This window comes from Nostoc sp. 'Peltigera membranacea cyanobiont' 213, from assembly GCF_002245975.1.
In the GTDB taxonomy this organism is placed as follows: Bacteria; Cyanobacteriota; Cyanobacteriia; order Cyanobacteriales; family Nostocaceae; genus Nostoc.
Genome location: NZ_NOLI01000034.1, coordinates 1 through 21428 on the forward strand (window position 1 = coordinate 1; position 21428 = coordinate 21428).

Genomic DNA, 21428 nt, shown 5'->3' on the forward strand with positions numbered 1-21428 from the left:
AACCCCCTCCCCGCAAGCGATGAGGGGGCTATGATGTACTTTGTATGATTAGGAAACGCTATATGCCTCTACAGAATAAAATATCTGAAAATCTGGGAGTTGATTATGACTAATCCTACAGAACTACTGCGATCGCGCTACGGTGAAATTCCCTTCAATCCCGAACAATGGAATGATTCTCTGACAACACTATTATCTCACCGTTCCATCCGGTCTTATTTATCCGATCCTTTACCACCAGGGACTCTGGAGTTACTAATTGCAGCTGCCCAATCTGCCTCTACTTCCTCTAATTTGCAAACCTGGAGTGTGGTAGCAGTCGAAGATCGAGAACGCAAAGAGGAGTTATCTAGATTAGCGGGGAACCAAGCACATATTAAACAGGTTCCTTTATTCTTGGTTTGGTTAGCAGACTTGGCGCGTCTAAGTTACGTTGCTGAGAGTCGCGGCATATCTCATGATGCGCTGGAATATTTGGAAATGTTTTTGACGGCAACAGTTGATGCAGCTTTGGCGGCACAAAACGCAACAGCCGCAGCCGAGTCACTCGGTTTAGGAACAGTATATATCGGCGCAATCCGCAACCACCCGAAAGAGGTAGCAGAGATATTAAATTTACCTTCCTCTGTGTTTGCCGTATTTGGGTTATGTGTAGGCTATCCAAATCCAGAGGTAGAAGCAGCGATTAAGCCAAGGTTGCCACAATCAGCTGTGCTGCACCGCGAAACTTATAAATTGGCGGATCGAGAAGAAGCGATCGCTCATTACAACGACATCATCAAAGAATTCTATACTGAACAACAGATGAATGTTGCTGGTGATTGGTCAGAACACTCAGCCCAAAGGATCGCCACTGTTGAGTCATTGAAAGGACGCGATCGCTTGCGGGAAGCTCTCAATCAACTCGGCTTCAAGTTACTCTAGAACACGACTTACGTAAGGGACTTCCAATTAAAAAAATATCCCAAATTTTCTTGTGGGATGGGCATCTTGCCCGTCCTAATAATTGGGGATGGGCATCTTGCCCGTCCCACAAATGGATAATTATCAACAAATAACTGGTATAAAATTTAATAGAAGTGTTATTCCTGAATATGCTTATTATTATTTTCTAGCAAATCGAAATTTGATTTTAGCTGATAGTTTTAAATCACCTTTACCAATTATTAATCAAAGCAAAATAAGAAATATTCCCTTCATTTGTCCTTCTATAAATGAACAAAATCAAATAGTTTCTTATTTGAACTACTGTTTAGAGTGCTTTCTTGTAAAGAAGTTTATTAGCAAAAAAACGCATAATTTACCAGAAAAAATTTACGCCGCATCAGATAAATTGTTTAGTATATATGATTTCTCCATTAATTCTATTAGAGAAAATAATAAGCAAGAAAAATATATTTCTCAACTGAAATAGGCGATTTTACAAGAGGCGATCGCAGGGCAACTTACGGCAGAATGGCGCGATCGCAATCCAATGCAAAAAGGCAACCCAGATACCGATGCAGCCGCACTCCTAGCCAAAATCAAAGCCGAAAAACAACAATTAATTGCTGACGGAAAACTCAAAAAAGAAAAACCCCTCTCCGAAATTCAACCTGATGAAATTCCATTTTCTTTACCTGATAGTTGGGTTTGGTGTCGCTTAATAGAAATTGCAGAGGGTTTTGAATATGGATCAAGCTCTAAATCACTTAAAGCTGGTAAAGTCCCAGTTTTAAGAATGGGTAATTTACAAAATGGATTAGTTGATTTAACAGATTTAGTATATACAAATGATGAAAAAGAAATACAGCAATATGCCTTATATTATGGTGATTTACTCTTTAACAGAACAAATAGTCGTGAATTGGTAGGAAAAACATCTCTGTTTCTTTGTGATGAAAAGATGATCTACGCAGGTTATTTGGTTCGCTATAGAATGCTTTTGTCAATAAGTTTTCAATATGCTAACTATGTGATGAATTCTCAACTTCATAGAGAATGGTGTAATACAGTTAAGAGTGATGCAATAGGACAATCCAATATTAACGCAACTAAATTACGAAGTTTTTGTTTTCCCCTTCCTCCGCTTGCCGAACAAAAAGCGATCGTTGAAAAAGTTGATTATTTGATGAAAATAATTGACCAACTGGAAGAACAAATCAAACACCGAAAACAACTCGCAGAAGACCTCATGCAAACCGTCCTGCGCGAAGCATTTGAATAATCTTCTATGTACCTAAGAGGTTGTTTGAAAAGTGTTTCGCTGTGACTTTAGGCACTTTAGATCCCCCCTAACCCCCCCTAAAAAAGGGGGGAACCGGAATCAAAGTCCCCCTTTTGAAGGGGGATTTAGGGGGATCTAAAACGTTTTGCTACCAAGAAGAGGACTTTTCAAACATCCTCTAAACTTAACTATTTTAATCCTAGTCGCATAATTGTATTTTACACAAAAAAATAGCTCTACTGCTCTCTTTATTGAATCAAATAATAAATGAAACTGTATTTTGCTTAATTACGCATACAACCATACAACCAATCATAAGCAACTATTAAAATTCAAATTCTTTGTAGATACTCAGGTGGCACACAATCTACTAACCAAACACCATTAGCAGAACAATAAAAAATATAACCCGCCTGATACATTGCCGCAGCATTTACAGCAAAAACCACTGCTTTTCCATGTCTTGCACCAACAGTTTGCGCTGTTGCAATATCCTTCGATAAATGGACATGATGTCGTGACATTTTGCAAAGTCCTGTTTGCAAAATTGACTCTACAGATTTGCGTCCCGTACCGTGATAAAGCCGATCTGGGGGAGTAACAGGTTCTAACTGTAAATCGACTTTTACACTATGTCCTTGGTTAGCACGAATTAGAGTACCTGTAGAATCAAAAGAAAAGCGTTGTTTCTCGTTGTATTCAACTACCACCTCTAATTCCTGACGGGTAATGGGAAACTTGTTTTTAGCACAAGCGGTAAGTAGTTCATCAACAGCAACCCAACCACCGGGAGCAAGTTTAATTCCAATTGCATCTGGTGTGTGTCGCAGATATTTGCTGAGATATTTGCTGATTTTGACGAGGCGAGTATCACTCATAAGATTGTGGTTGGCAAAGACTATACTACAAGTGTATATCAAGAATATTACATTAATGTTTTTAGTAAATTGACAAAATTTGTCTTCCCATCATCGCTAATGCCACTCCAATCATCACAATCAGCGTCACCTTCCCACCAGGCACGAGTGGTTGATTTGTACTATCTGAATTTTCTTGTTCTTGACGTTGCTTCCAACTCATTAACGCTGGAATAATTCCACCCAGAACTGAAATACTAAACGTTCCAGTGTAATCTAGAGCAGTAAAAAAGATGCTGGGATTGAGCGTTCCCAGAGTCATTGGAGGGAAAAGAACCAGGGAATATAAGGGGAGACGACTAGAAAGTTTACTTTGTGCGGTGGAGAAAATATCTTTGAATACATCAAGCAAACCGTAGACAAATCCGATGAATGATGTAGCGATCGCAAACTCTGCAAAAATGGATACTAGCACTCCTAACCATTCTCCTGCCCCACCTGCTCGGAGAATTTGCAATGGATCGATAACAGTTTTACCGTCAGCAGTGCCATGTAGCATATCGGGAGTGACGCTTCCTAAAATTACGGCATTCCATGCCAAGAACATAATTAGAGGAATCACAGAACCCATAAAGATAGACTGACGAATTTTGCGGGCATCCCCTTCGAGTTGGGTTACAACCAGAGGCACAACGTTTTGAAAAAATAGCGCCACAGACATGACTGAAATGGCACTACCAAGGGCACTCCAATTTTGAAATAGCAGTTGGGTACTCTGAATATGTCTACTCGCCAAAAACAATAATCCCAAGAAAGAAGCGATGACAATTCCGACAAAGGCGCTGTTTAATTTTTCAATAAACTTTTCTCGTCCAAGATACATAATGCCACCAAATAAAAACGTGAAAGTTGTTGTGCCCATCCACGTAGATATATGTACACCTCCGATTTTTGCTGCCGCATAAGCTAAAATCTCTCCACCTTCGGTAATGTATGCCACCAAAAGAGCATAATGCATGAATAAATATGCGCCGCCTGCCATTCGCGCTCCCATTTTACCAAGGATTTTCTCAACAATTCCCAAAAAACCGATACTTGCACGCCCTTCTGTTCGCATCGTATTTAAAGTAACATCTGCAACCAATAACCCGGAAACTAAAGCGTAGAGCCAAACAGCAATCAATCCAGATGTGGATGGCACAATCCCAGATGGCATGGTGACAGATGGTAGAGCGAGAATCCCTGCCCCAACAGTGGTTCCCGCAATCAATGCAGTACTTCCCAATACACTACCCGGTTGATGATTGAGCTTTTTTCCATCAAATTCGAGATGAGAAAACAAGCGATTGACTTGCTCTGAATCTTGGAGAACAGTCTTTATGGGAACCATACTGAATATCCGTACCTAAACCAAGCAATATTAACATACGTAAATATTCTTCACAAAAACCCTGATTTTAGGTTTTGCCAGCATTTTTGGCGATCGCTTTCTTGTCTATTACCCCATGAGCGTAATCAAATATTTTATACTAACGCCAAGAGGCTTATACTATTTTGCTTTAAAGTTGATAAGCTGTTCCACATTTAAATTGCATAATGAGGGCAGGCAAGATGCCCACCCCACAAGAGTTATAAAAATTTTAGATATGCAAACTAGATGTGGTTTAGCTTATAAATAGGTTGGTAAGGACGCACAGCGTGATTTTTCAATGTTTTCAAGCTGTTCATCTAGTTGTCGTTTCTGAAGTCAAGCTTATTTCTAACCTCACTCATGAACCAAAGTTTATACTAGAGTTTCTTGATTCTGCTTGTCAGAAATATTATCTCCTTTGTTGAGCAACCTGCGGAATGTAGGATCTAAAAAAGCCACCTACTTTTAGGTGACTTTTCTATGACTAAAATTACCGTAATTTTAAACAGCGATTATTCATCAATACAACTGGGAATACCTAAAACAGCACAGGGAAAATTAGAACCTAACGCTTCAATCATCGGATGATTGACAGAGTTGCAACCTAGAAACAGAATATCGGCAGCTTCTGATTCAACAACTTTGTGAAGTTCTGTAGAAATGCAGCCAAATCGCAAATGAGATTTGAAAGAACCCTGCCATTCTTCAGCCAGACTCCGGGCTTGCCAGAGAATTATATCTGCTTGTTGCAGGGGAGTTACCACTGTCTGCAATTTGGGTTGAGTTAATACCTGTGTGATAGAGTTTGATACTTCACTAATTTGACATTCTAATGAAGACTGTTGTGTTGGAAAACTCAAAATATTTGAATATTGATTGCTTTGATTATCTTCTAACACATAAACAGCTTGAACTGTCACTTCTGCATTAGTAGCTAAACGGGTTTGATGGGCAATCCAGAAAGCAATATCTAGTGCCGTATGACTATTAGGAGATGCGTCATAAGCAACAATTAAATTAACTGGTTTTGCTTTTTTAGTTTCTTTAGAAAAAGGTTTTTTTGGTTCTGGCAGCAGTACCATTTGTTCAATTAAGTCATCTCGACCTGTGGCACTTTGCAGACGTGCTAACATTGGCTTGATTTGCACAGCTTTACTTCTCCCAATGAAATGAATTAACAATGAGAAGCAGGGGGACGAATTTTAGATTTTTAGATTTTGGATTTTAGATTGAGTGACGATAACCAAAATTGCAAATCTGAAATCAGTCAAGGAAACCCCAATAATAACTGTATTACAGCCAAAGTCTTGGGGGTTCCTTCCATTGCCTACGGAGTTAGCTGACGGGCTAAGACTGGAAGGTGTCTCTCGTAAGATTAGCCCCAAACATTGGTTCCTCCGTTCCAAATTCAGCTTTCATGAATTTGAATTAGGCTACCCACTAAAAAAAATGATAATCTAATTTACTCGTCTTGGGTAAAATAGCGATCGAGAAAATTTAAGGCGTGGTTGCGGAGTTCAAAATATTCTTTTGAGTTTCGCATGGCGGCGCGAGCCTCTTTCAGAGGAGCTTCGCTAACGCGGGGACGCTCAAAAGGAACTTCTAAAATCTCTCCTATACTAGCAGCTGGGCCGTTGGTCATCAAGACGATACGATCGGACATATAAATTGCTTCGTCTACATCGTGGGTAATCATCATCACTGCTTGACGATTATTTTCCCAAATATCCAATACCTGCTGCTCTAATTTGCCACGAGTTAGTGCATGTAGTGCCCCAAAAGGTTCATCCATCAGCAACATTTTAGGACGAATTGCTAAAGCTCTGGCAATACCTACTCGTTGTTTCATCCCTCCAGATATTTCATCAGGATATTTGTCAGCCGCCGCCGTCAAGTTTACCATTGCCAAGTGTTGATTTACAATGCTAATTTTTTCAGACTTATTAGCATTTTTTAACACCTCATCCACGGCTAAACGGATATTTTCTCGGACTGTTAACCAAGGTAACAGCGAATAGTTCTGAAATACCATCATCCTTTCGGCTCCTGGCTGACGAATTTCTTTTCCATTGAGCCGGACTGAGCCTGATGTGGCTTTTTCTAAACCAGCTACTATCTTTAGTAGGGTTGATTTTCCACAACCTGAGTGACCAATTACAGAAATATATTCATCTTCACCAATCGTTAGATTAACCCCATCTAAAACGACAAAGTTATCTTTATCAGGTGTCGGATAAGACTTGACTAAATTTTCAATTTCTAAAAATCCAGGATGGGGTAGAACTTCGGTCTGGGTATTAATAGGTAATGAGGTATATTCCATCATCAAAATGCTCCCGAAATTATTTAGTCATCAGTCAATATTTGAACTTAGCATTTCAGCTAAAATTGCTTTAATTTGCATTCTCCAAAAAGTAAATCTTTTGTGGGTTGGACAACATAAATACCATAGTTGTGCAAATTAAATGCACGACAGCTTAAGACATGTAAAATTTAGTGGGAGCATTAGCCCTGATAGCAAAACTATTCAGATAGCCCACAGGATCGCTGGGGTCGAAGCCTTTCTTATCTATAAATACTTCTGGTGGTTCGACCTTGTAATCATCCTTGGGACATTTGATGCCCATTTCAGATGCTATCTCCCGATATAAATCTGTTCTCCAGCCCTGGTCGGCTAGTTTATCGGCATTTTTAGGAAATTCCTTAATTTGTCCCCACCGCGCTGCTTGTGTCATCAACCAGAGACTTCTCGATCTCCATAAGAATGTTGAGTGTTCTCCTGGCTGTTTGGGAAGGTTGTCAGGAATATCGAAGAAAATCGTGGTGTCAGCAGCTTTGATGGTGCGGTCTTTACCAATACAGGTTTAAAAATTTGAATGATAGGATTGAGGGCTAACATTGCCGGTCTGGACATCCCAATGAGAAAACCCAGAGGAATCGCTACTACCGCACCTAACAAAAAACCCAGTAATACCCGACGCAGACTTGCGATCGACAACCAACCAATTCCCAAGTTGCCAGGGCCTCTTTGGTAGAAGGGATTTAAGATGTAGTCCAGATTAGCGATTAGCGCTTCTGGTGGGGTGGGCATCAATTCATGATTGGCAAGTGCAATAATCCACCACAGCACAATTATTCCCAAGAAGCCCAATACAGGTAAAATGAATACATCTCTGAGGATGACAGGTTTTGTCTTTTTCCAGGCCGCTTGTGTTGCGATCGCTGCGATCGCAATAAAATTTAATTGAAATATCATTTACGACCTCAACAGATTTAAGTGCAGGTACAAAAAATCCGAGCAGTACCAGCCTTGGACACCGATGAGATCGGAACATCGTAAAAATGCCGTCTCTTCAGTCTCCTCCCAATGCCTACGAAGTTAGCTGACGGGCTAGGGCTGAGAGATGCCCTTCTTTTTAAAGTGCTGAGTAGCGAGTGCTGAGTTCTGAGTTAACTCTTCACTTCTCACTCTCAACTCCTCACTTTCTATGAGATACGCCCCACAATTTGGTTCCTCCGCTCCAGCGTTATGGACTGTAACACGCTGAATTAGGCTGACTTACTCTAATGGATTGCTAAATTATGGACAATATAACATCGATTCTCAGTAAAAGCCATCTATCTTATGATAAGTAAAGTTAGATTTTATGCTGTAATTAAAGGTTTTTACTTAACTCATGGTAATAATTATAATACATATTTATAATTGGATTTTGAGTGAAATCCTTGCCCAGAAAGCTAAACAATATAGTCTAGTCAAGCATAAAGATTGTTACGTGTTTAATTAATATTTCTTAATTTTAAGCTGGATTATACTGAGGGAGTTTTATATGAGGTTAGTTAACCAGCAAATAAAAAACATTTAGAATCTATTACTTTTGGTAGGTGAATTAAATTCCTAAACTTGGTAAAAATCCACTGCACTCGCTAAACTAATTGAATATGGAAGTTTGCTCATCTATCTCCTAGCTGAATTTAACATAATGGATTTTAGTCAAGTACTGGCTGAAAAAACTGACACCATCATTGAGAAATGGGTTGCAGCAGTTCGCAAGGATAGACGGATTGAAAGTGCTGAGGACCTATCTTATACAGCAGTAAAGGATCACATCCCTGATGTTTTACAAGCAATGGTAACAGTGCTTTCAAAATCTCAGGATAATGATATTCAGTCCATAGTTACTGCCAGTTTTCAGCATGGAGCTATTCGAGCGGAACAAGGTTACGATCCAGGAGAAATTGCCAGAGAATATCATTTGCTGCGAACAGTAATATTTGATGCTCTACAAGCAGATTTATTAGGGGGAACACCTATAGAGATAATTCGTTCCATGCGTTTGATTGACGCTATTATAGACGAAGCGATCGCTCGGTGTTTTAAGAGTTATGTTGACGAACGCTTGCGAGAATTACAGCAGTTGCAGTTATCACTAACGCTTCATAATGAGGAACTTACGCGCTTAATTAGCGCCAATCAAGAGTATCTTTCGCAACTAGCCCACGAATTGAAACATCCCCTAACTTCTATTATTGGTTACTCGGATCTGTTTTTACGCCAACAACGACGAAAGACACGGATAAAAGATACCTCAGCCAATTTAGAACATATTGAGAGGGTACTACGCAACGGTAGACAATTACTCCACCTAATTAACGATGTATTAGAACTTTCACGATATGAAGCAGGGCAGATAAAACTCCAACTAGCGCCTACCGATGTGCGTGAATTAATCAATAATATCTGTGAAATGTTGGAACCTTTAGCTGCTGGGAAAAATTTAAAAGTCGTAGTAGATTGCGATCGCGCTCCCAAAGAACTGATCACAGATCCTTTTCAATATCAACAAATTGTTACAAATCTTATTAGTAATGCAATTCGCTATACAGAGTCGGGGACTATTATTATAATGTGTCAGATGTTGGAGAACCAGAAATGTGCGATCGCGGTTTCTGACACTGGAATTGGCATTGCACCAGAAAACCAAGCCCAGATATTTGAACCCTACTTTCGGGTTAGTTCTAGCGATCGTCCTTATCTACCCGATAGTACAGGATTGGGGTTAGCGATCGTTTCGCGGTTGGTGAAACTACTACAAGGTGAAATTAACCTAGTTTCTGAGGTAGGTGTTGGTTCTACCTTCACGGTAATTTTGCCTTTAGAAATAGAGAGTTGATTTCGTGCCAAGATGTAAAATTCTTCTCTACGCCTCTGCGTGAAATCAAAAAACATTTTTACAACAATCCTTGTTTTTCCAAGTTAGCTAGTGCATCCTCAGCAGCAGCTTTTTCTGCATCTTTCTTATTGCGTCCCTTACCTTCGCCGAACTCTTCTTCACCCATAAACACTGTAGCTAAAAACTCTGGTGTGTGAGATTCACCACCTATTTGTCTTGTATTATATTTGGGGGGAGTAGTGATACCTCTGCTTTGCACCCATTCCTGAAAGCGATTTTTTGAGTCTATATTAGAGCGAGACACAACATTATTCTCAGGTACAGAATCAAAGAACTGTTTTACAAAATCACGAACAGGTTTAATATCGAACTCTTTATCCTCATAATAAGCACCAATGATTGCTTCAAAGGTACTGCTAAGTAAATTAGGATTTTGACGGCCTCCATCTCGAATAGCACCATTCCCTAGTCGCATCTTGGAATTTAGTTCTAAATCTTCAGCAAACTTTGCCAATTGCTTCTCATCTACTAGTGCAGAACGACGACGAGTTAATTCATCTTCTCCCTTTTCTCGGTGTTTCTTATAGAGATATTCACCACTTAAAAAATTAAGTAGAGCATCACCGAGAAACTCTAGGCGTTCATTATGCTTGCTTGTGGGATGTTCATTAACATAAGAACGGTGAGTAAGCGCTTGATCTCGAAGTGTTGAATTATCGAATTTTGGAAGTTCGTACATTTTTCTGTTTCCAATTCCTAGAGGAGTTAATTACCCTAAGTTTACGTAAAATTTGATTACTGTCTCAACCGTCTGCTAAGGTATATGATACTATTTTCAATAGTTTAAATAATATTCTAACTTTTAAAGAATTTATACCTTATTGTGCGCGATCGCACTATACAAAATACCTAAAATTTTCTTAATATCCTGAATATAATATTCACTCAAATCAATCGAAACTACATTACCTTCAAGTTTTAGAAATTGCCAGATCGTACCGATAGTCACAGCACCATATATAGCTTTTATTTGATTTCCACCTCTTTCGTTAAATAACTGAGCAGCTACCATTTCGGCAATACATTGGGCTAAACCAGACCTCAAATTCTCATTTTTACTTTCTACTAACATAATTACCGGACTACGCACAAGCAACTGCTCCGAAGAAAGACTTAAAATAAAATCACAAAAACCGTTTAATCCTCGTTGACTATCAACAGTAAAATCAACTCCTGAAAAAAAGCTTATTTCATAATTAAATTTACGTCTAATTTCTAGTAAAATTGGACTAATTATCATTTCGCTTCGAGCTTTTTCTGTACTGATAGCTACTGCTAAATCTACATTCTCCCTAAGAATAGTAGCTAATAAATCACTACATTCTTGCTCTTGTACGCTTGCAAATAGTCCAGATGACTCGTGAATAACTAAACCAAAAGAATCAATAATTTCAACAAGTTTGAAATCACTATAAGCCATAAAACTTACTCCTTTGTCTTATGACTGAATCCTATAACAAAGTTTAAAAAATCAGCTTTGGCGGAAACACCTTAGCTAAATCAAGAGATAAATTAGGGAAGCAGGGAAAATTTATTACTTCATTTGACAATAAAATTCGCTTATTTGAATAACCATATCTACCTTGATTATCCTGATATGGTTCACTGTAAGCTTCCAAATAATTATCGAATAAATTAAATATCCAATAATCACTAATACCCGCTTTAGCATAAAGAGGGATTTTCACATCTTGGTCATAAGCTAAAGAAGAATCGGAAACTTCCATCACCAATAACACATCAGCAGGTTTAGGGTGAGCCGACAGATAATCATCAGCACGGTTTTGAACAATCGCAAAATCTGGTTCAGGTTCGCTATTAGGCGGTAAAGCAATCGGGGCTTGAGATTGCAAAGTAGCCTTGTCTCCCAGTATTTTGGGGAGTTCCTTCAACAGTTTTCTTAAACAAGTTTCATGGGCTGTACCTTTGGCTACCATTTGAATAATTTCTCCATTAATTAATTCAATATGGTCATCTTCATGGAAAAAGCCCAATTCTCCAAGCCTGTGGTATTCATCCAGTGTGAAGCGTTTAGCCTGAGCAATACTCATAACCTTACCTTTCTCTCATTGCCATAATACTTATTCTAAATGTGCCAGAAATTGGTATGCTAAAGGCCGAGACTCGCTATGAAAGCAAACAATGCCTGCGCCTACCATTAATCCTACAATCACTGCTTTTCCCTTGACTGCCGTAGTCGGTCAAGAAGCAATTAAATTAGCCTTGCTGTTAGCAGCCGTTGATCCTGGTTTAGGGGGAGTGGCGATCGCAGGTCGTCGTGGTACGGCAAAATCTGTAATGGCTCGTGCTATCCACGCTCTACTACCACCCATTGAAGTTGTCAAAGGTTCAATCAGCAACTGCGACCCCAATCACCCAGAAGAATGGGACGATCAATTATTGGCGGAGTACGCAGACAAAGATATTCAAGATGTGCCCGTCGAAATTATCCCTGCGCCTTTTTTGCAAATTCCTCTAGGTATCACTGAAGACCGACTATTAGGTTCAGTGGATGTGGAAAAGTCCGTAAAACAAGGTGATACCATTTTTCAGCCTGGATTACTCGCTACAGCAAACCGGGGTGTACTGTACGTAGATGAAATTAATTTATTAGATGACCAAATATCAAATCAGCTTCTAACAGTATTATCTGATGGACGCAACCAGATAGAACGGGAAGGGATTAGTTTTCAGCATCCGTGCAAATCCCTATTTATTGCCACCTATAATCCCGAAGAAGGCGGATTACGGGAGCATTTGCTAGATAGAATTGCGATCGCACTTTCTGCTGACGGTGTACTCGGCTTAGATCAAAGAGTAGAAGCAGTAGAGCAAGCGATCGCTTATTCTAAATCTCCTCAAGACTTTCTCAAGCAATACAACGAAGACTTAGACTCCCTCAAAACCCAAATTATCTTGGCGCGGGAATGGTTAAAAGAAGTCATCATCACCCACGAACAAATTGCCTACTTAGTGGATGAGGCCATTCGCGGAGGAGTTCAGGGACATCGCGCCGAGTTATTCGCCACGCGGGTGGCCAAAGCTGCGGCGGCTTTAGAGGGACGGACAACAGTTAATGCTGAAGATTTGCGCCGGGCTGTAGAACTGGTAATTGTACCACGCGCCACAGTTGTGCAGACACCGCCACCCGATCAAGCACCGCCACCACCTCCACCGCCGCCACAACAGAATCAAGAAGAACCCCAAGACGAATCTGAAGAGGAACAAGAAGAACAGGAAGAACAGGAAGAAAATCAAGAGCAAGAACCCCCCAGCATCCCGGAAGAGTTTATCTTTGATCCAGAAGGGGTAATCCTTGATGACAACGTGCTTTACTTTACTCAAATGGCGAAGCGGCAAGGTAAATCGGGTAGTCGCAGTGTCATCTTTTCCGATGACAGGGGACGTTATATTAAGCCAATGTTGCCCAAAGGGAAAGCGCGACGCATTGCAGTAGATGCTACCCTGAGAGCAGCTGCCCCTTATCAAAAAGCACGCAGAGAAAGACAACCAGATAGAAAAGTTATTGTAGAACAGCCTGATATTCGCTCGAAACGCCTGGTACGCAAAGCCGGGGCGTTGGTAGTATTTGTGGTAGATGCTTCTGGCTCAATGGCCCTGAATCGAATGCAATCGGCTAAAGGTGCGGTGATGCAACTTTTAACAGAAGCTTATCAAAATCGCGATCAAATAGCATTGATTCCCTTCCGAGGAGAACAGGCAGAGGTCTTATTGCCTCCAACACGTTCTATTGCCTTAGCGCGTAACCGTTTGGAAAGGTTGCCTTGTGGTGGGGGTTCGCCCTTAGCACATGGTTTAACTCAAGCTGTGCGCGTCGGCTTAAATGCCCAGATGAGTGGAGATATTGGGCAAGTTGTCCTTGTCGCAATCACCGATGGGCGGGGTAATATTCCCTTAGCGCGTTCTTTGGGCGAACAGCTAGAACCAGGAGAAAAGCCAGATATCAAAGGAGAATTATTAGAAATTGCTGCGAGAATTCGGGCTTTGGGGATGCAACTATTAGTAATTGATACGGAAAGTAAATTTGTGTCTACTGGTTTTGCCAAGGAATTATCGCAAACAGCAGGCGGTAAATATTATCATTTGCCAAAAGCGACAGATCAAGCTATTGCTGCTATGACCAAAGGTGCGATCGCTGATTTAAAATCTAGATAATTAGTCATTTGTCATTTGTCATTTGTCAGTTGCTTTTCTACAAACCACTGACCATTGACTAATGACTACGAGCCAGTGGGCATTACCTGTGGTTGTAAATAGCAAATCAAATCTTGGATTCCCTTTTGCAGATAGCGCGTCACCGTCATTGGACTAGTGCCAATGTTCTTAGCAGCATCTTTGCGAGAAAGTTCCTTTAAAAATACCATTTCAACTGCCATGCGGGGCTTTTCTTCCAACATATTGATTGCACCTTGCAGTTGTTGGCGTTCTTCTTCTTGTTGTAGGAGGACATGAGAACGAGGACAAGGAAGTGCTTCACCCAAGGTTATTTGACAATCAACATAGTTAACTGCGGTTGCATCTAAACTCAAAGGCATCCGATTTTGAGCCGCTAACTTGGTTTCTTGCCATTCTTGCACAGATACCCGGAGGTGGCTGGCAATTTCAGCATCCTTGGGCTGGCGACCTAAAGACATTGCTAAATCTTTGCGAATCTTTTGCCCTTCATTATATAATTCTTGCCAACGACGGGGGATTTTTAATAGAGTACTGCGATCGCGCAAAAAGTGCAGCATCTCACCGCGAATGTATGGCACTGCAAAGGAACTAAAAGCATATCCTTGGCTAGGGTCAAAACGCTCAATAGCCCTAATCAAACCAAAATACCCAATTTGTTCTAAATCTTCATAAGGTTCATTACATTGATGGCTGAATTTATGAGCCATCTTCCGTACTAAGCCAGTATGTAACTGTACAAGTTTATTACGAAGTTTAATAGAAGGATTCTGGTGGTACAAGTGCAATAATTCTATACCATCAGTTCGTAAAGAGGACTCACTTGTTGCCATATACATTCCCTTGTTTTAACTCCCATTCCTCAGAAAATGGAGTTGCGTATATTTTCTTCTAAGCTGTTATTATTTTGCTGAGTCAGGGAAGAATAAGCTATCGTCGTTTCACTGAACTTATGAGGGGTCTAACTCCACAATTCAGTATTTATACGCATGATTTTTCTCACATCTCTGTTACAGGTTATTTTTGTTTTTTACATAACTCTTGAATCGCAGATAATCTTTATCTTTTGCAACAAAAACTAGCTATTTATGCTGAATAATGCATAACTAACCTAATAACCATCTGTCATACTGAGAGCAACGTAAATCAGTACTGAATTAATCGCAAAAGAGACTGGGCAATTTTATCTTTTAGTACGCACCGTCATTAATAAAGGTCGAAAAACCCAATTGAAAGTTGGGCTGATGAAGAAAACCTAAGCTACAAAAAACAGAATTCCAACTCATTTTTATGGGGATTTGTACTTAGTTGGGTCTTGAGGGACATTTCCATTCAATATTGGTAAGGTAGAAACTTTGGAAACTTAGTGGAAACATAGAAACAGGTGATTGCTATGCCAGTTTGCTGGGTGTCACACTTCTCTTAAACAGGAGGGTGAACAATGAAAATCACCAAACACCGACAAAAAATTCTGGATACACTTCAGCAATGGTTCAGCATCCATAAACAGGGGCCAACTCTAGAAGAGTTGTGTCAAGAACTCGGAATGCAACCATGTCAAAAGCAACAGTTCAGCGCTGGTTACAAACTATGTGCGGTATTGATGTCGAATGGGATAACCCGCCCGCAGTCTTCACCTACTCACATCTGAGCTAAAAGCACTCTCTCTAGATATCTGTGACAGACACTCTAAAGCTGCCCTTCAAATTTTGCAACGTTCTAAATCCTTGGCTGTTAACCGCAAAGATTGGTAACAATAGGAATAAGCAGAAAGTTTTTCTAAAGAACAGTTTTTCAATATGAGCAATACCAGTAATTTTCGTGAAGCTATGCGTGAGGCTAAATCTCACACTCTCGTTGGCCCAAATGTAATTGCCAACGCCCTCCCCTACGTCGGTGGTGGATTGGTGCTAACGGCATTAGGGACTTACGGCGGTTTGGGAGTTATCCGTGCTAACTCTGAAATATTCTTTGCCACTTTCATCGGTGCGGTGATTTTGGAGTTAATTTTGTTCTTTGTTGCCCAAAATGTTGCCCAAAAAGGTAATAAGGGTCTTGCACTACCTCTGCTAGCAACCTACAGCCTCTTGTCTGGATATACTCTCAGTGGCCTGGTGTATGTCGCTTTAGGACAAAAAGGTGTTGGCTTTCAAGGTATTGGTTTGGCTGCCCTTGGTTGTGGCGTTACTTTTATTGCTGCCCGTCAAATTGGTTCAAATCTCTCGGAACAAGATGGTATGGCTTTGACGAAAACCATCAATCTTGGCGTTATCGCCTTGGTGGTTGTGTGCCTTGCCCAATTTGGGTTTGCCATGTTTGGTGTTTATAGCCCAAATTGGTTAGAAATTGCCATCTCCGGTTTAGGGGTATTTCTATTTGTTGGGGTTTCTGTTGTCGATTTCTACATCTTGCCCCGCACTTACAGCGATGACCAATATCTTCCTGCTGCTTTGTCGATGTACTTAACCTACATCAACTTGTTTGTCTTTATCTTACGGTTGCTAATTGCCATAAATGGCCGCGATTAAGCTTTCGTAAGTATAAAAACTTAACAAATTATCAACCGTGGTCAAGCATTAGCAGCCACGGTTTTTTGTGGGATGAGAAACTAGAGCAATTTGTAGTAATATACTATCTAGTAAGCTATCAACCCCAGAGAGTAAAACCATGCTGGAACTCTTGAACATCAAACGTGAAGTAGAAAGGTTATCTAATATCTTGGCTAAGGCTGAAGGCTGTCTTTGACGTTCGAGAACTGAGTGCAAGAATTGAATATTTGAATCAATTAATTTCTCAATCTACTTTCTGGGATAATTCTGCCACTTTCTATCAGATACTTCAAGAAATTGAACACCTCAACGCTACAAAGAAACAATATCAGCGATCGCACTTCATTCTAGAAGATATTAAGGCTGCACTAGAACTACTAGAATCATACGCTAATGAGGAATTGTTGCTAGAGGCGCAAACCAACCTTAGCCAACTCCAGCAAGAACTCGAAACAGTAGAAATACAACAATTAATGTCTGACACCTGCGACCAAAAGGGGGCATTCTTGGCAATTACGGCTGAGGTTGGAAGTATAGATGCCCAAGACTGGGCAATGATGTTATTGCAGCTATACCATCGTTGGGCAGTAAATCACAACCATAAAGTATATCTAGTGCAAGAGTCAGTAGGTGATTTAGGAGAGGTTAAACATACCATCCTAGAAATTATAGGGCGTTATGCTTATGGCTGACTGAAATCGGAACAAGGAACTCATGCAAGAATAGAGCGAATTTCTCCTGTTCATGGCAATGGCAAACGGCATACTTGCCTAGCCAGCGTAGAAGTCAGCCCGATTTTAGATGAGTCTATTGATTTTGAGATTCCAGAGAAGGATTTGGAAATTACTTTTTATCGCCATCGGGGGAATGTCAACCGGACAGAAACATGGGTAAAGATGGTTCACATTCCTACTGGGATTAGTGTGTCTTGTAACCAAGAGCGTAGCCAGATGCAAAACAAAGAAAAAGCCTTAGCTATTCTCAAGAGTAAATTGTTTGCGATGCCTACGGCTGGCTACGCCTACGCACTAGCCCAAAATGTCCAGCAAGTTGATGAAATTCAACCTCGGCTAATAAAATCTCTATCCAGCAAGCTCATCCGAGAATATATCTTGCATCCTTACACCAAGGTGAAAGATTTACGTACCAATGTCGAAACAGCTGCTGCGACAGAGGTATTAGAGGGTAAAATTGATTTGTTTATCAAAGCCTATCTGCAACAGCTAAATCACACTACTTCAGTGAGTAAAGAAGCACTTGATAATTTCAAGTAACTTTTGTAACTAGTGCAGAAAAAATTTGCCCAATTACAGCTAAAATCAAGAAACATCAGTAGAATAAAGAGCAATTTTTTAATCCAAAGCGCTCTATCTATCATTCAGCAAGCATTATGGATGTCCTAGAACTCAAACGCGAAATCGAAACGTTGTCTGGCCGCCTGGGTAAAACCCAGGACTATCTTTGACGTACCTGCACTGACAGCTAAAATTCAAGACCTCGAAAAAATATCCGCTCAACCAGAATTTTGGAATGAGCAAACCCAAGCCCAACAAACGCTACAAGAACTCAACGACCTGAAAGCCCACCTTCAGCAATACGATCGCTGGCACGCTAATCTGGAAGATACTAGGGCAGTTGTTGAATTGTTGGAGTTAGAAACCGATGAGGCACTACTCCAAGAAGCGGAATCTACCATCACTAAACTGAATCGCGACCTTGACCAGTGGGAGTTACAACAGTTACTTTCTGGTCTCTATGATGCGGAAGGTGCTGTACTGACAATTAGTGCTGGCGCTGGTGGCACAGATGCTCAAGACTGGGCATTTATGCTGATGCGGATGTACACCCGTTGGGGCGAAGCTCACGGCTATAAGGTAACTTTAGCTGAAGAGTCGGAGGGTGATGAAGCTGGAATTAAATCGGCAACCCTAGAAATTACTGGTCGCTATGCCTATGGTTACTTGCGTTCAGAAATGGGTACACATCGCTTAGTGCGGATTTCCCCTTTTAATGCCAACGGCAAGCGCCAAACCAGTTTTGCTGGGGTGGAAGTGATGCCGCAGATTGATAACTCTGTGCAATTGGATATTCCAGATAAGGATTTGGATATCACCACAACTCGGTCTGGTGGTAAAGGTGGGCAAAACGTTAACAAAGTAGAAACTGCGGTGCGGATTGTTCACCTTCCTACGGGTCTTGCCGTGCGCTGTACAGAAGAGCGATCGCAGCTGCAAAATAAAGAGAAAGCCCTAAATCGTCTAAAAGCCAAGCTTTTGGTCATCGCCAAGGAGCAACGCGCCCAAGAAATTGCCGAAATTCGTGGCGATATGGTGGAAGCCTCCTGGGGAAACCAAATCCGTAACTATGTATTTCATCCTTACCAAATGGTGAAGGATTTACGTACAAATACAGAAACAACGGCGATTGGGGATGTGATGAGTGGCGAACTTGATACATTCATTCAAGCTTATCTGCGCCAAGAGAATAAATTAGTAGAAAACACTACTGCATAAATCAAAATTATTTACAAGTGCTAAGTCACGATTTTTAACATTACTTAGCACTTGTTACTTATTTTTAGTGTTTTCAGATTAGCGTGCAGGCGTAGCCCGTCCTAGACATCGCATAGCATTTCATCTTATTGGGGCGTTTTCGGAGAAATTCCTTAGCAATATGCAAGCGATCGCCATTCTATCTCAGACCAACTAACTGTTACAGTTATAAAAGAGTCTGTAGACAAATAACTATGAGCAACTCACCTTCAACAGAACCTCAACCCAGCTACGTAAAACTCGCCATGCGAAACATGGTGCGGAAGGGTGCAACTTCCCTAAAGCATTTTGGGTTGACTGCCGTAGGGCTTTTAGCTCTCCTTGTTGGTCTTGCTTACTTAACTCACTAAGCTATTACGCAACTGGTGAGAGTTGTCATTAGTCATTAGTCATTTATACTTCAAAGGACAGATGACCAATGACAAAAGAGAGTCTTAGCGACAGACAAGGAGACTATGTGCCCCTGAGCGTTGAATTATATGTGGAAGATTCTTTTTACGATTTCTCCTCGACAAAATCTGTAAAAATTGCGGACACCGATACCCGAATTCCTCCTGAAACTTGGGAAAATTGGTTTAATCAGTGGTTGAAAATACTTCACCCTCAAATCCCGCCAGCGCCAAGTTATGAAATTGGGCTGCGTTTGACAGATGACTCGCAAATTCAAGAACTAAATGCCCAGTATCGTCAACAAAATAAACCCACAGACGTTTTAGCTTTTGCTGCTTTAGAAGTGGATTTTCCGCAAAATAAAGAAATGCTTGCTTCTGTGCCATTATACTTAGGTGATATTATCGTGTCTGTAGATACAGCACAGCGTCAAGCTCAACAGATGGAACATAGCTTACCAACTGAGCTAGCCTGGTTAGCTACTCACGGTTTATTACACCTATTAGGCTGGGATCATCCTGATGAGGAAAGTTTGGGGCGAATGTTAAAACAGCAAGTAAAATTGCTGAACGTAATAGGTATTGCTATTGACATAGAATAGCAGTAGTTATGTCTCTTTAATGTTAATTTGGGGTAATACTTTTATAATACTTCTGTGGAAAATTGCTTAAAGATTGCCTCAAAGTTAATTCTGCCATTAAGATCGGCGAATATTCCCACTGTAGCAACTCTATTTTTGTATTTTTTAAGTCTATGTCCCCAAAAATTTCTCCATCACCAACGCCTACCTCTTTTCAACCACTGGTGTCTAACGAACGGGAATTTTCCTGGAAAGTAGCCTCTAATTTATTTGTTAGTTTTAAATATGCCTGGGCTGGAATCAGCTATAGTTTTCGGACTCAACGGAATTTTCGCATCCACGTAAGTGTTTGTGCAATGGCTATCGGTTTAAGCGTTTTTTTGCATCTGCAAGCCGTGGAAATAGCGGTAATTGGTATAACTAGTGGTTTAGTTTTGGCACTAGAGTTACTAAATACAGCGATCGAGTCTCTTGTAGACTTAACCGTTAAGCAGACATATCATGAATTGGCAAAAATTGCTAAAGATTGTGCGGCTGGTGCAGTCCTTGTCTCTGCCTTGGTAGCGGTGCTGGTAGCTGGTACGCTATTGCTCCCTCCTTTGGTAAAGTTAATTATATTGACTTTGTAAATATGATTTGCGTCAGCTAGGAAAAACCGTAGACATCGCTAAGTGACTTGGTAAGAGAAATCGCACTCTACCCAATCCACTTTCGAGAAGACACTATAAGCAATTCAAAGTTTGAGAAGTGGCTGGTCGTAGAGTAGCCGCTTCATATTTATACGTCTACATCAGCATTATTTTTAGACCTAGCGAACAAATAGCACGAGTAGTCTGATGAGTGCTAAAAACCAGGAGTGATGAGCTTTGATTATAGTTATCGACAATTACGACAGTTTTACATATAATTTAGTGCAGTATCTGGGAGAATTGGCAGCAGAATTCTCAGTAGCAGATGATATTAAAGTTTTTCGTAATGACAAGATATCGATAGATGAGATTCGGGCATTAAAACCGGAAGCCGTGGTTATTTCTCCTGGGCCAGGTCGCCCAGAAGATGCCGGTATTTCTCTAGAATTGATTAAACAGCTAGGACAAGAATTGCCAATTTTGGGTGTCTGTTTAGGACATCAAAGCATCGGTCAAGTATTCGGTGGTAAAATAATTTCTGCTCCAGAGTTGATGCATGGCAAAACCTCTCAAGTGTCTCACACTGGGGTGGGGGTTTTCCGGGGATTAGAAAATCCTCTAATCGCCACTAGGTATCATAGTTTGGTAATCGAACGTGAGACTTGCCCAGATGTGTTAGAAATCACCGCTTGGGTTGAAGATAACACTATTATGGGAGTGCGACACCGGAACTATCCTCACATTCAGGGCGTGCAGTTTCACCCAGAGAGTGTCCTGACATCTTCAGGAAAACAGTTATTGCGAAATTTTCTGGAACAGTTATAGT

The 21428-nt window shown here is 40.7% G+C and carries 20 protein-coding genes, 3 pseudogenes and 2 riboswitches; of the genes and pseudogenes, 13 read left to right on the top strand and 10 right to left on the bottom strand.

The annotated features are described in order from the left end of the window. Positions 1-105: 105 nt before the first annotated feature. The 3 genes from CDG77_RS12100 (at position 106) to CDG77_RS12110 (ending at position 2206) form a co-directional block, all read left to right on the top strand. Positions 106-924 (top strand): NADPH-dependent oxidoreductase, encoded by an 819-nt coding sequence (locus tag CDG77_RS12100; protein ID WP_094329617.1) that lies wholly within the window; start codon positions 106-108, stop codon positions 922-924. Positions 925-1036: 112 nt separating this feature from the next. After that, complete coding sequence (locus CDG77_RS12105; RefSeq protein ID WP_190233963.1) at positions 1037-1414, top strand: restriction endonuclease subunit S; 378 nt, start codon at positions 1037-1039, stop codon at positions 1412-1414. A gap of 60 nt (positions 1415-1474) precedes the next feature. Then, positions 1475-2206, top strand: coding sequence for a restriction endonuclease subunit S (locus CDG77_RS12110; protein ID WP_094329619.1), 732 nt, complete (start codon positions 1475-1477; stop codon positions 2204-2206). A gap of 332 nt (positions 2207-2538) precedes the next feature. On the opposite strand, the gene CDG77_RS12115 is transcribed toward CDG77_RS12110, so the two are convergent. The 6 genes and pseudogenes from CDG77_RS12115 to CDG77_RS12145 all read right to left on the bottom strand — a co-directional run. Continuing rightward, a complete protein-coding gene (locus CDG77_RS12115; RefSeq protein ID WP_094329620.1) occupies positions 2539-3084 on the bottom strand; it encodes an RNA 2'-phosphotransferase in 546 nt (181 codons plus the stop codon). A 61-nt stretch (positions 3085-3145) separates the two neighbouring features. Then, on the bottom strand, positions 3146-4453 hold the full coding sequence (locus tag CDG77_RS12120) for an amino acid permease (protein WP_094329621.1): 1308 nt from the start codon (positions 4451-4453) through the stop codon (positions 3146-3148). Between the two features lie 533 nt (positions 4454-4986). Beyond that, complete coding sequence (locus CDG77_RS12125; RefSeq protein WP_094329622.1) at positions 4987-5607, bottom strand: universal stress protein; 621 nt, start codon at positions 5605-5607, stop codon at positions 4987-4989. 176 nt (positions 5608-5783) lie between these two features. Beyond that, positions 5784-5898, bottom strand: a riboswitch (cyclic di-AMP (ydaO/yuaA leader). Between the two features lie 38 nt (positions 5899-5936). Then, positions 5937-6797, bottom strand: coding sequence for an ABC transporter ATP-binding protein (locus CDG77_RS12135; protein ID WP_094329624.1), 861 nt, complete (start codon positions 6795-6797; stop codon positions 5937-5939). Between the two features lie 154 nt (positions 6798-6951). Continuing rightward, positions 6952-7329 (bottom strand): annotated as a pseudogene (locus tag CDG77_RS12140) (twin-arginine translocation pathway signal protein); the annotation flags it as partial. Positions 7330-7331: 2 nt separating this feature from the next. Next, positions 7332-7730 (bottom strand): annotated as a pseudogene (locus tag CDG77_RS12145) (nitrate ABC transporter permease); the annotation flags it as partial. 97 nt (positions 7731-7827) lie between these two features. Beyond that, positions 7828-8040: riboswitch (cyclic di-AMP (ydaO/yuaA leader) on the bottom strand. A gap of 417 nt (positions 8041-8457) precedes the next feature. Between CDG77_RS12145 and CDG77_RS12150 the strand changes: the two are divergent. Continuing rightward, positions 8458-9648, top strand: coding sequence for a sensor histidine kinase (locus CDG77_RS12150; protein WP_094329625.1), 1191 nt, complete (start codon positions 8458-8460; stop codon positions 9646-9648). Between the two features lie 58 nt (positions 9649-9706). Here CDG77_RS12150 and rnc read toward each other — a convergent pair whose 3' ends face one another. The 3 genes from rnc to CDG77_RS12165 all read right to left on the bottom strand — a co-directional run bounded on the left by rnc (position 9707) and on the right by CDG77_RS12165 (position 11759). Further along, complete coding sequence (rnc, locus tag CDG77_RS12155; protein ID WP_094329626.1) at positions 9707-10387, bottom strand: ribonuclease III; 681 nt, start codon at positions 10385-10387, stop codon at positions 9707-9709. 132 nt (positions 10388-10519) lie between these two features. Continuing rightward, entirely contained in the window at positions 10520-11128 is a 609-nt protein-coding gene (locus CDG77_RS12160) for a hypothetical protein (protein ID WP_094329627.1), read from the bottom strand. 43 nt (positions 11129-11171) lie between these two features. Beyond that, on the bottom strand, positions 11172-11759 hold the full coding sequence (locus CDG77_RS12165) for a Uma2 family endonuclease (protein ID WP_094329628.1): 588 nt from the start codon (positions 11757-11759) through the stop codon (positions 11172-11174). Between the two features lie 91 nt (positions 11760-11850). Between CDG77_RS12165 and bchD the strand changes: the two genes are divergently transcribed. Next, a complete protein-coding gene (bchD, locus tag CDG77_RS12170; RefSeq protein WP_094329629.1) occupies positions 11851-13884 on the top strand; it encodes a magnesium chelatase ATPase subunit D in 2034 nt (677 codons plus the stop codon). Positions 13885-13949: 65 nt separating this feature from the next. Here bchD and CDG77_RS12175 read toward each other — a convergent pair whose 3' ends face one another. Next, the gene (locus CDG77_RS12175; RefSeq protein ID WP_094329630.1) at positions 13950-14735 is read right to left on the bottom strand and encodes an RNA polymerase sigma factor SigF; all 786 of its coding nucleotides are present in this window, start codon (positions 14733-14735) and stop codon (positions 13950-13952) included. Positions 14736-15343: 608 nt separating this feature from the next. Between CDG77_RS12175 and CDG77_RS12180 the strand changes: the two genes are divergently transcribed. The 8 genes and pseudogenes from CDG77_RS12180 (at position 15344) to CDG77_RS12215 (ending at position 21427) form a co-directional block, all read left to right on the top strand. Then, positions 15344-15553 carry a hypothetical protein gene (locus CDG77_RS12180; protein WP_181154108.1) on the top strand — a complete coding sequence of 70 codons (210 nt, stop codon included), beginning with the start codon at positions 15344-15346 and terminating at the stop codon, positions 15551-15553. A gap of 148 nt (positions 15554-15701) precedes the next feature. Next, positions 15702-16430: a Bax inhibitor-1/YccA family protein gene (locus CDG77_RS12185; protein WP_094329631.1), complete on the top strand. Its 729-nt coding sequence runs from the start codon at positions 15702-15704 to the stop codon at positions 16428-16430. A gap of 142 nt (positions 16431-16572) precedes the next feature. Then, positions 16573-17725: pseudogene (locus tag CDG77_RS12190) on the top strand (PCRF domain-containing protein). Positions 17726-17841: 116 nt separating this feature from the next. Then, positions 17842-18964, top strand: a protein-coding gene (gene prfB, locus CDG77_RS12195; protein WP_143857011.1) for a peptide chain release factor 2 whose coding sequence is annotated in 2 segments (ribosomal slippage) — positions 17842-17913 and positions 17915-18964 — 1122 coding nt in all. Because the reading frame shifts where the segments join, the coding sequence is not laid out codon by codon here. A gap of 233 nt (positions 18965-19197) precedes the next feature. Continuing rightward, complete coding sequence (locus CDG77_RS12200) at positions 19198-19353, top strand: DUF3285 domain-containing protein (protein WP_094329633.1); 156 nt, start codon at positions 19198-19200, stop codon at positions 19351-19353. 113 nt (positions 19354-19466) lie between these two features. After that, positions 19467-19994, top strand: coding sequence for an rRNA maturation RNase YbeY (gene ybeY / locus CDG77_RS12205; protein ID WP_094329656.1), 528 nt, complete (start codon positions 19467-19469; stop codon positions 19992-19994). Between the two features lie 152 nt (positions 19995-20146). Next, entirely contained in the window at positions 20147-20602 is a 456-nt protein-coding gene (locus CDG77_RS12210) for a diacylglycerol kinase family protein (protein ID WP_094329634.1), read from the top strand. A gap of 237 nt (positions 20603-20839) precedes the next feature. Then, on the top strand, positions 20840-21427 hold the full coding sequence (locus tag CDG77_RS12215) for an anthranilate synthase component II (RefSeq protein ID WP_094329635.1): 588 nt from the start codon (positions 20840-20842) through the stop codon (positions 21425-21427). The last annotated feature ends 1 nt before the right edge of the window (position 21428 follow it).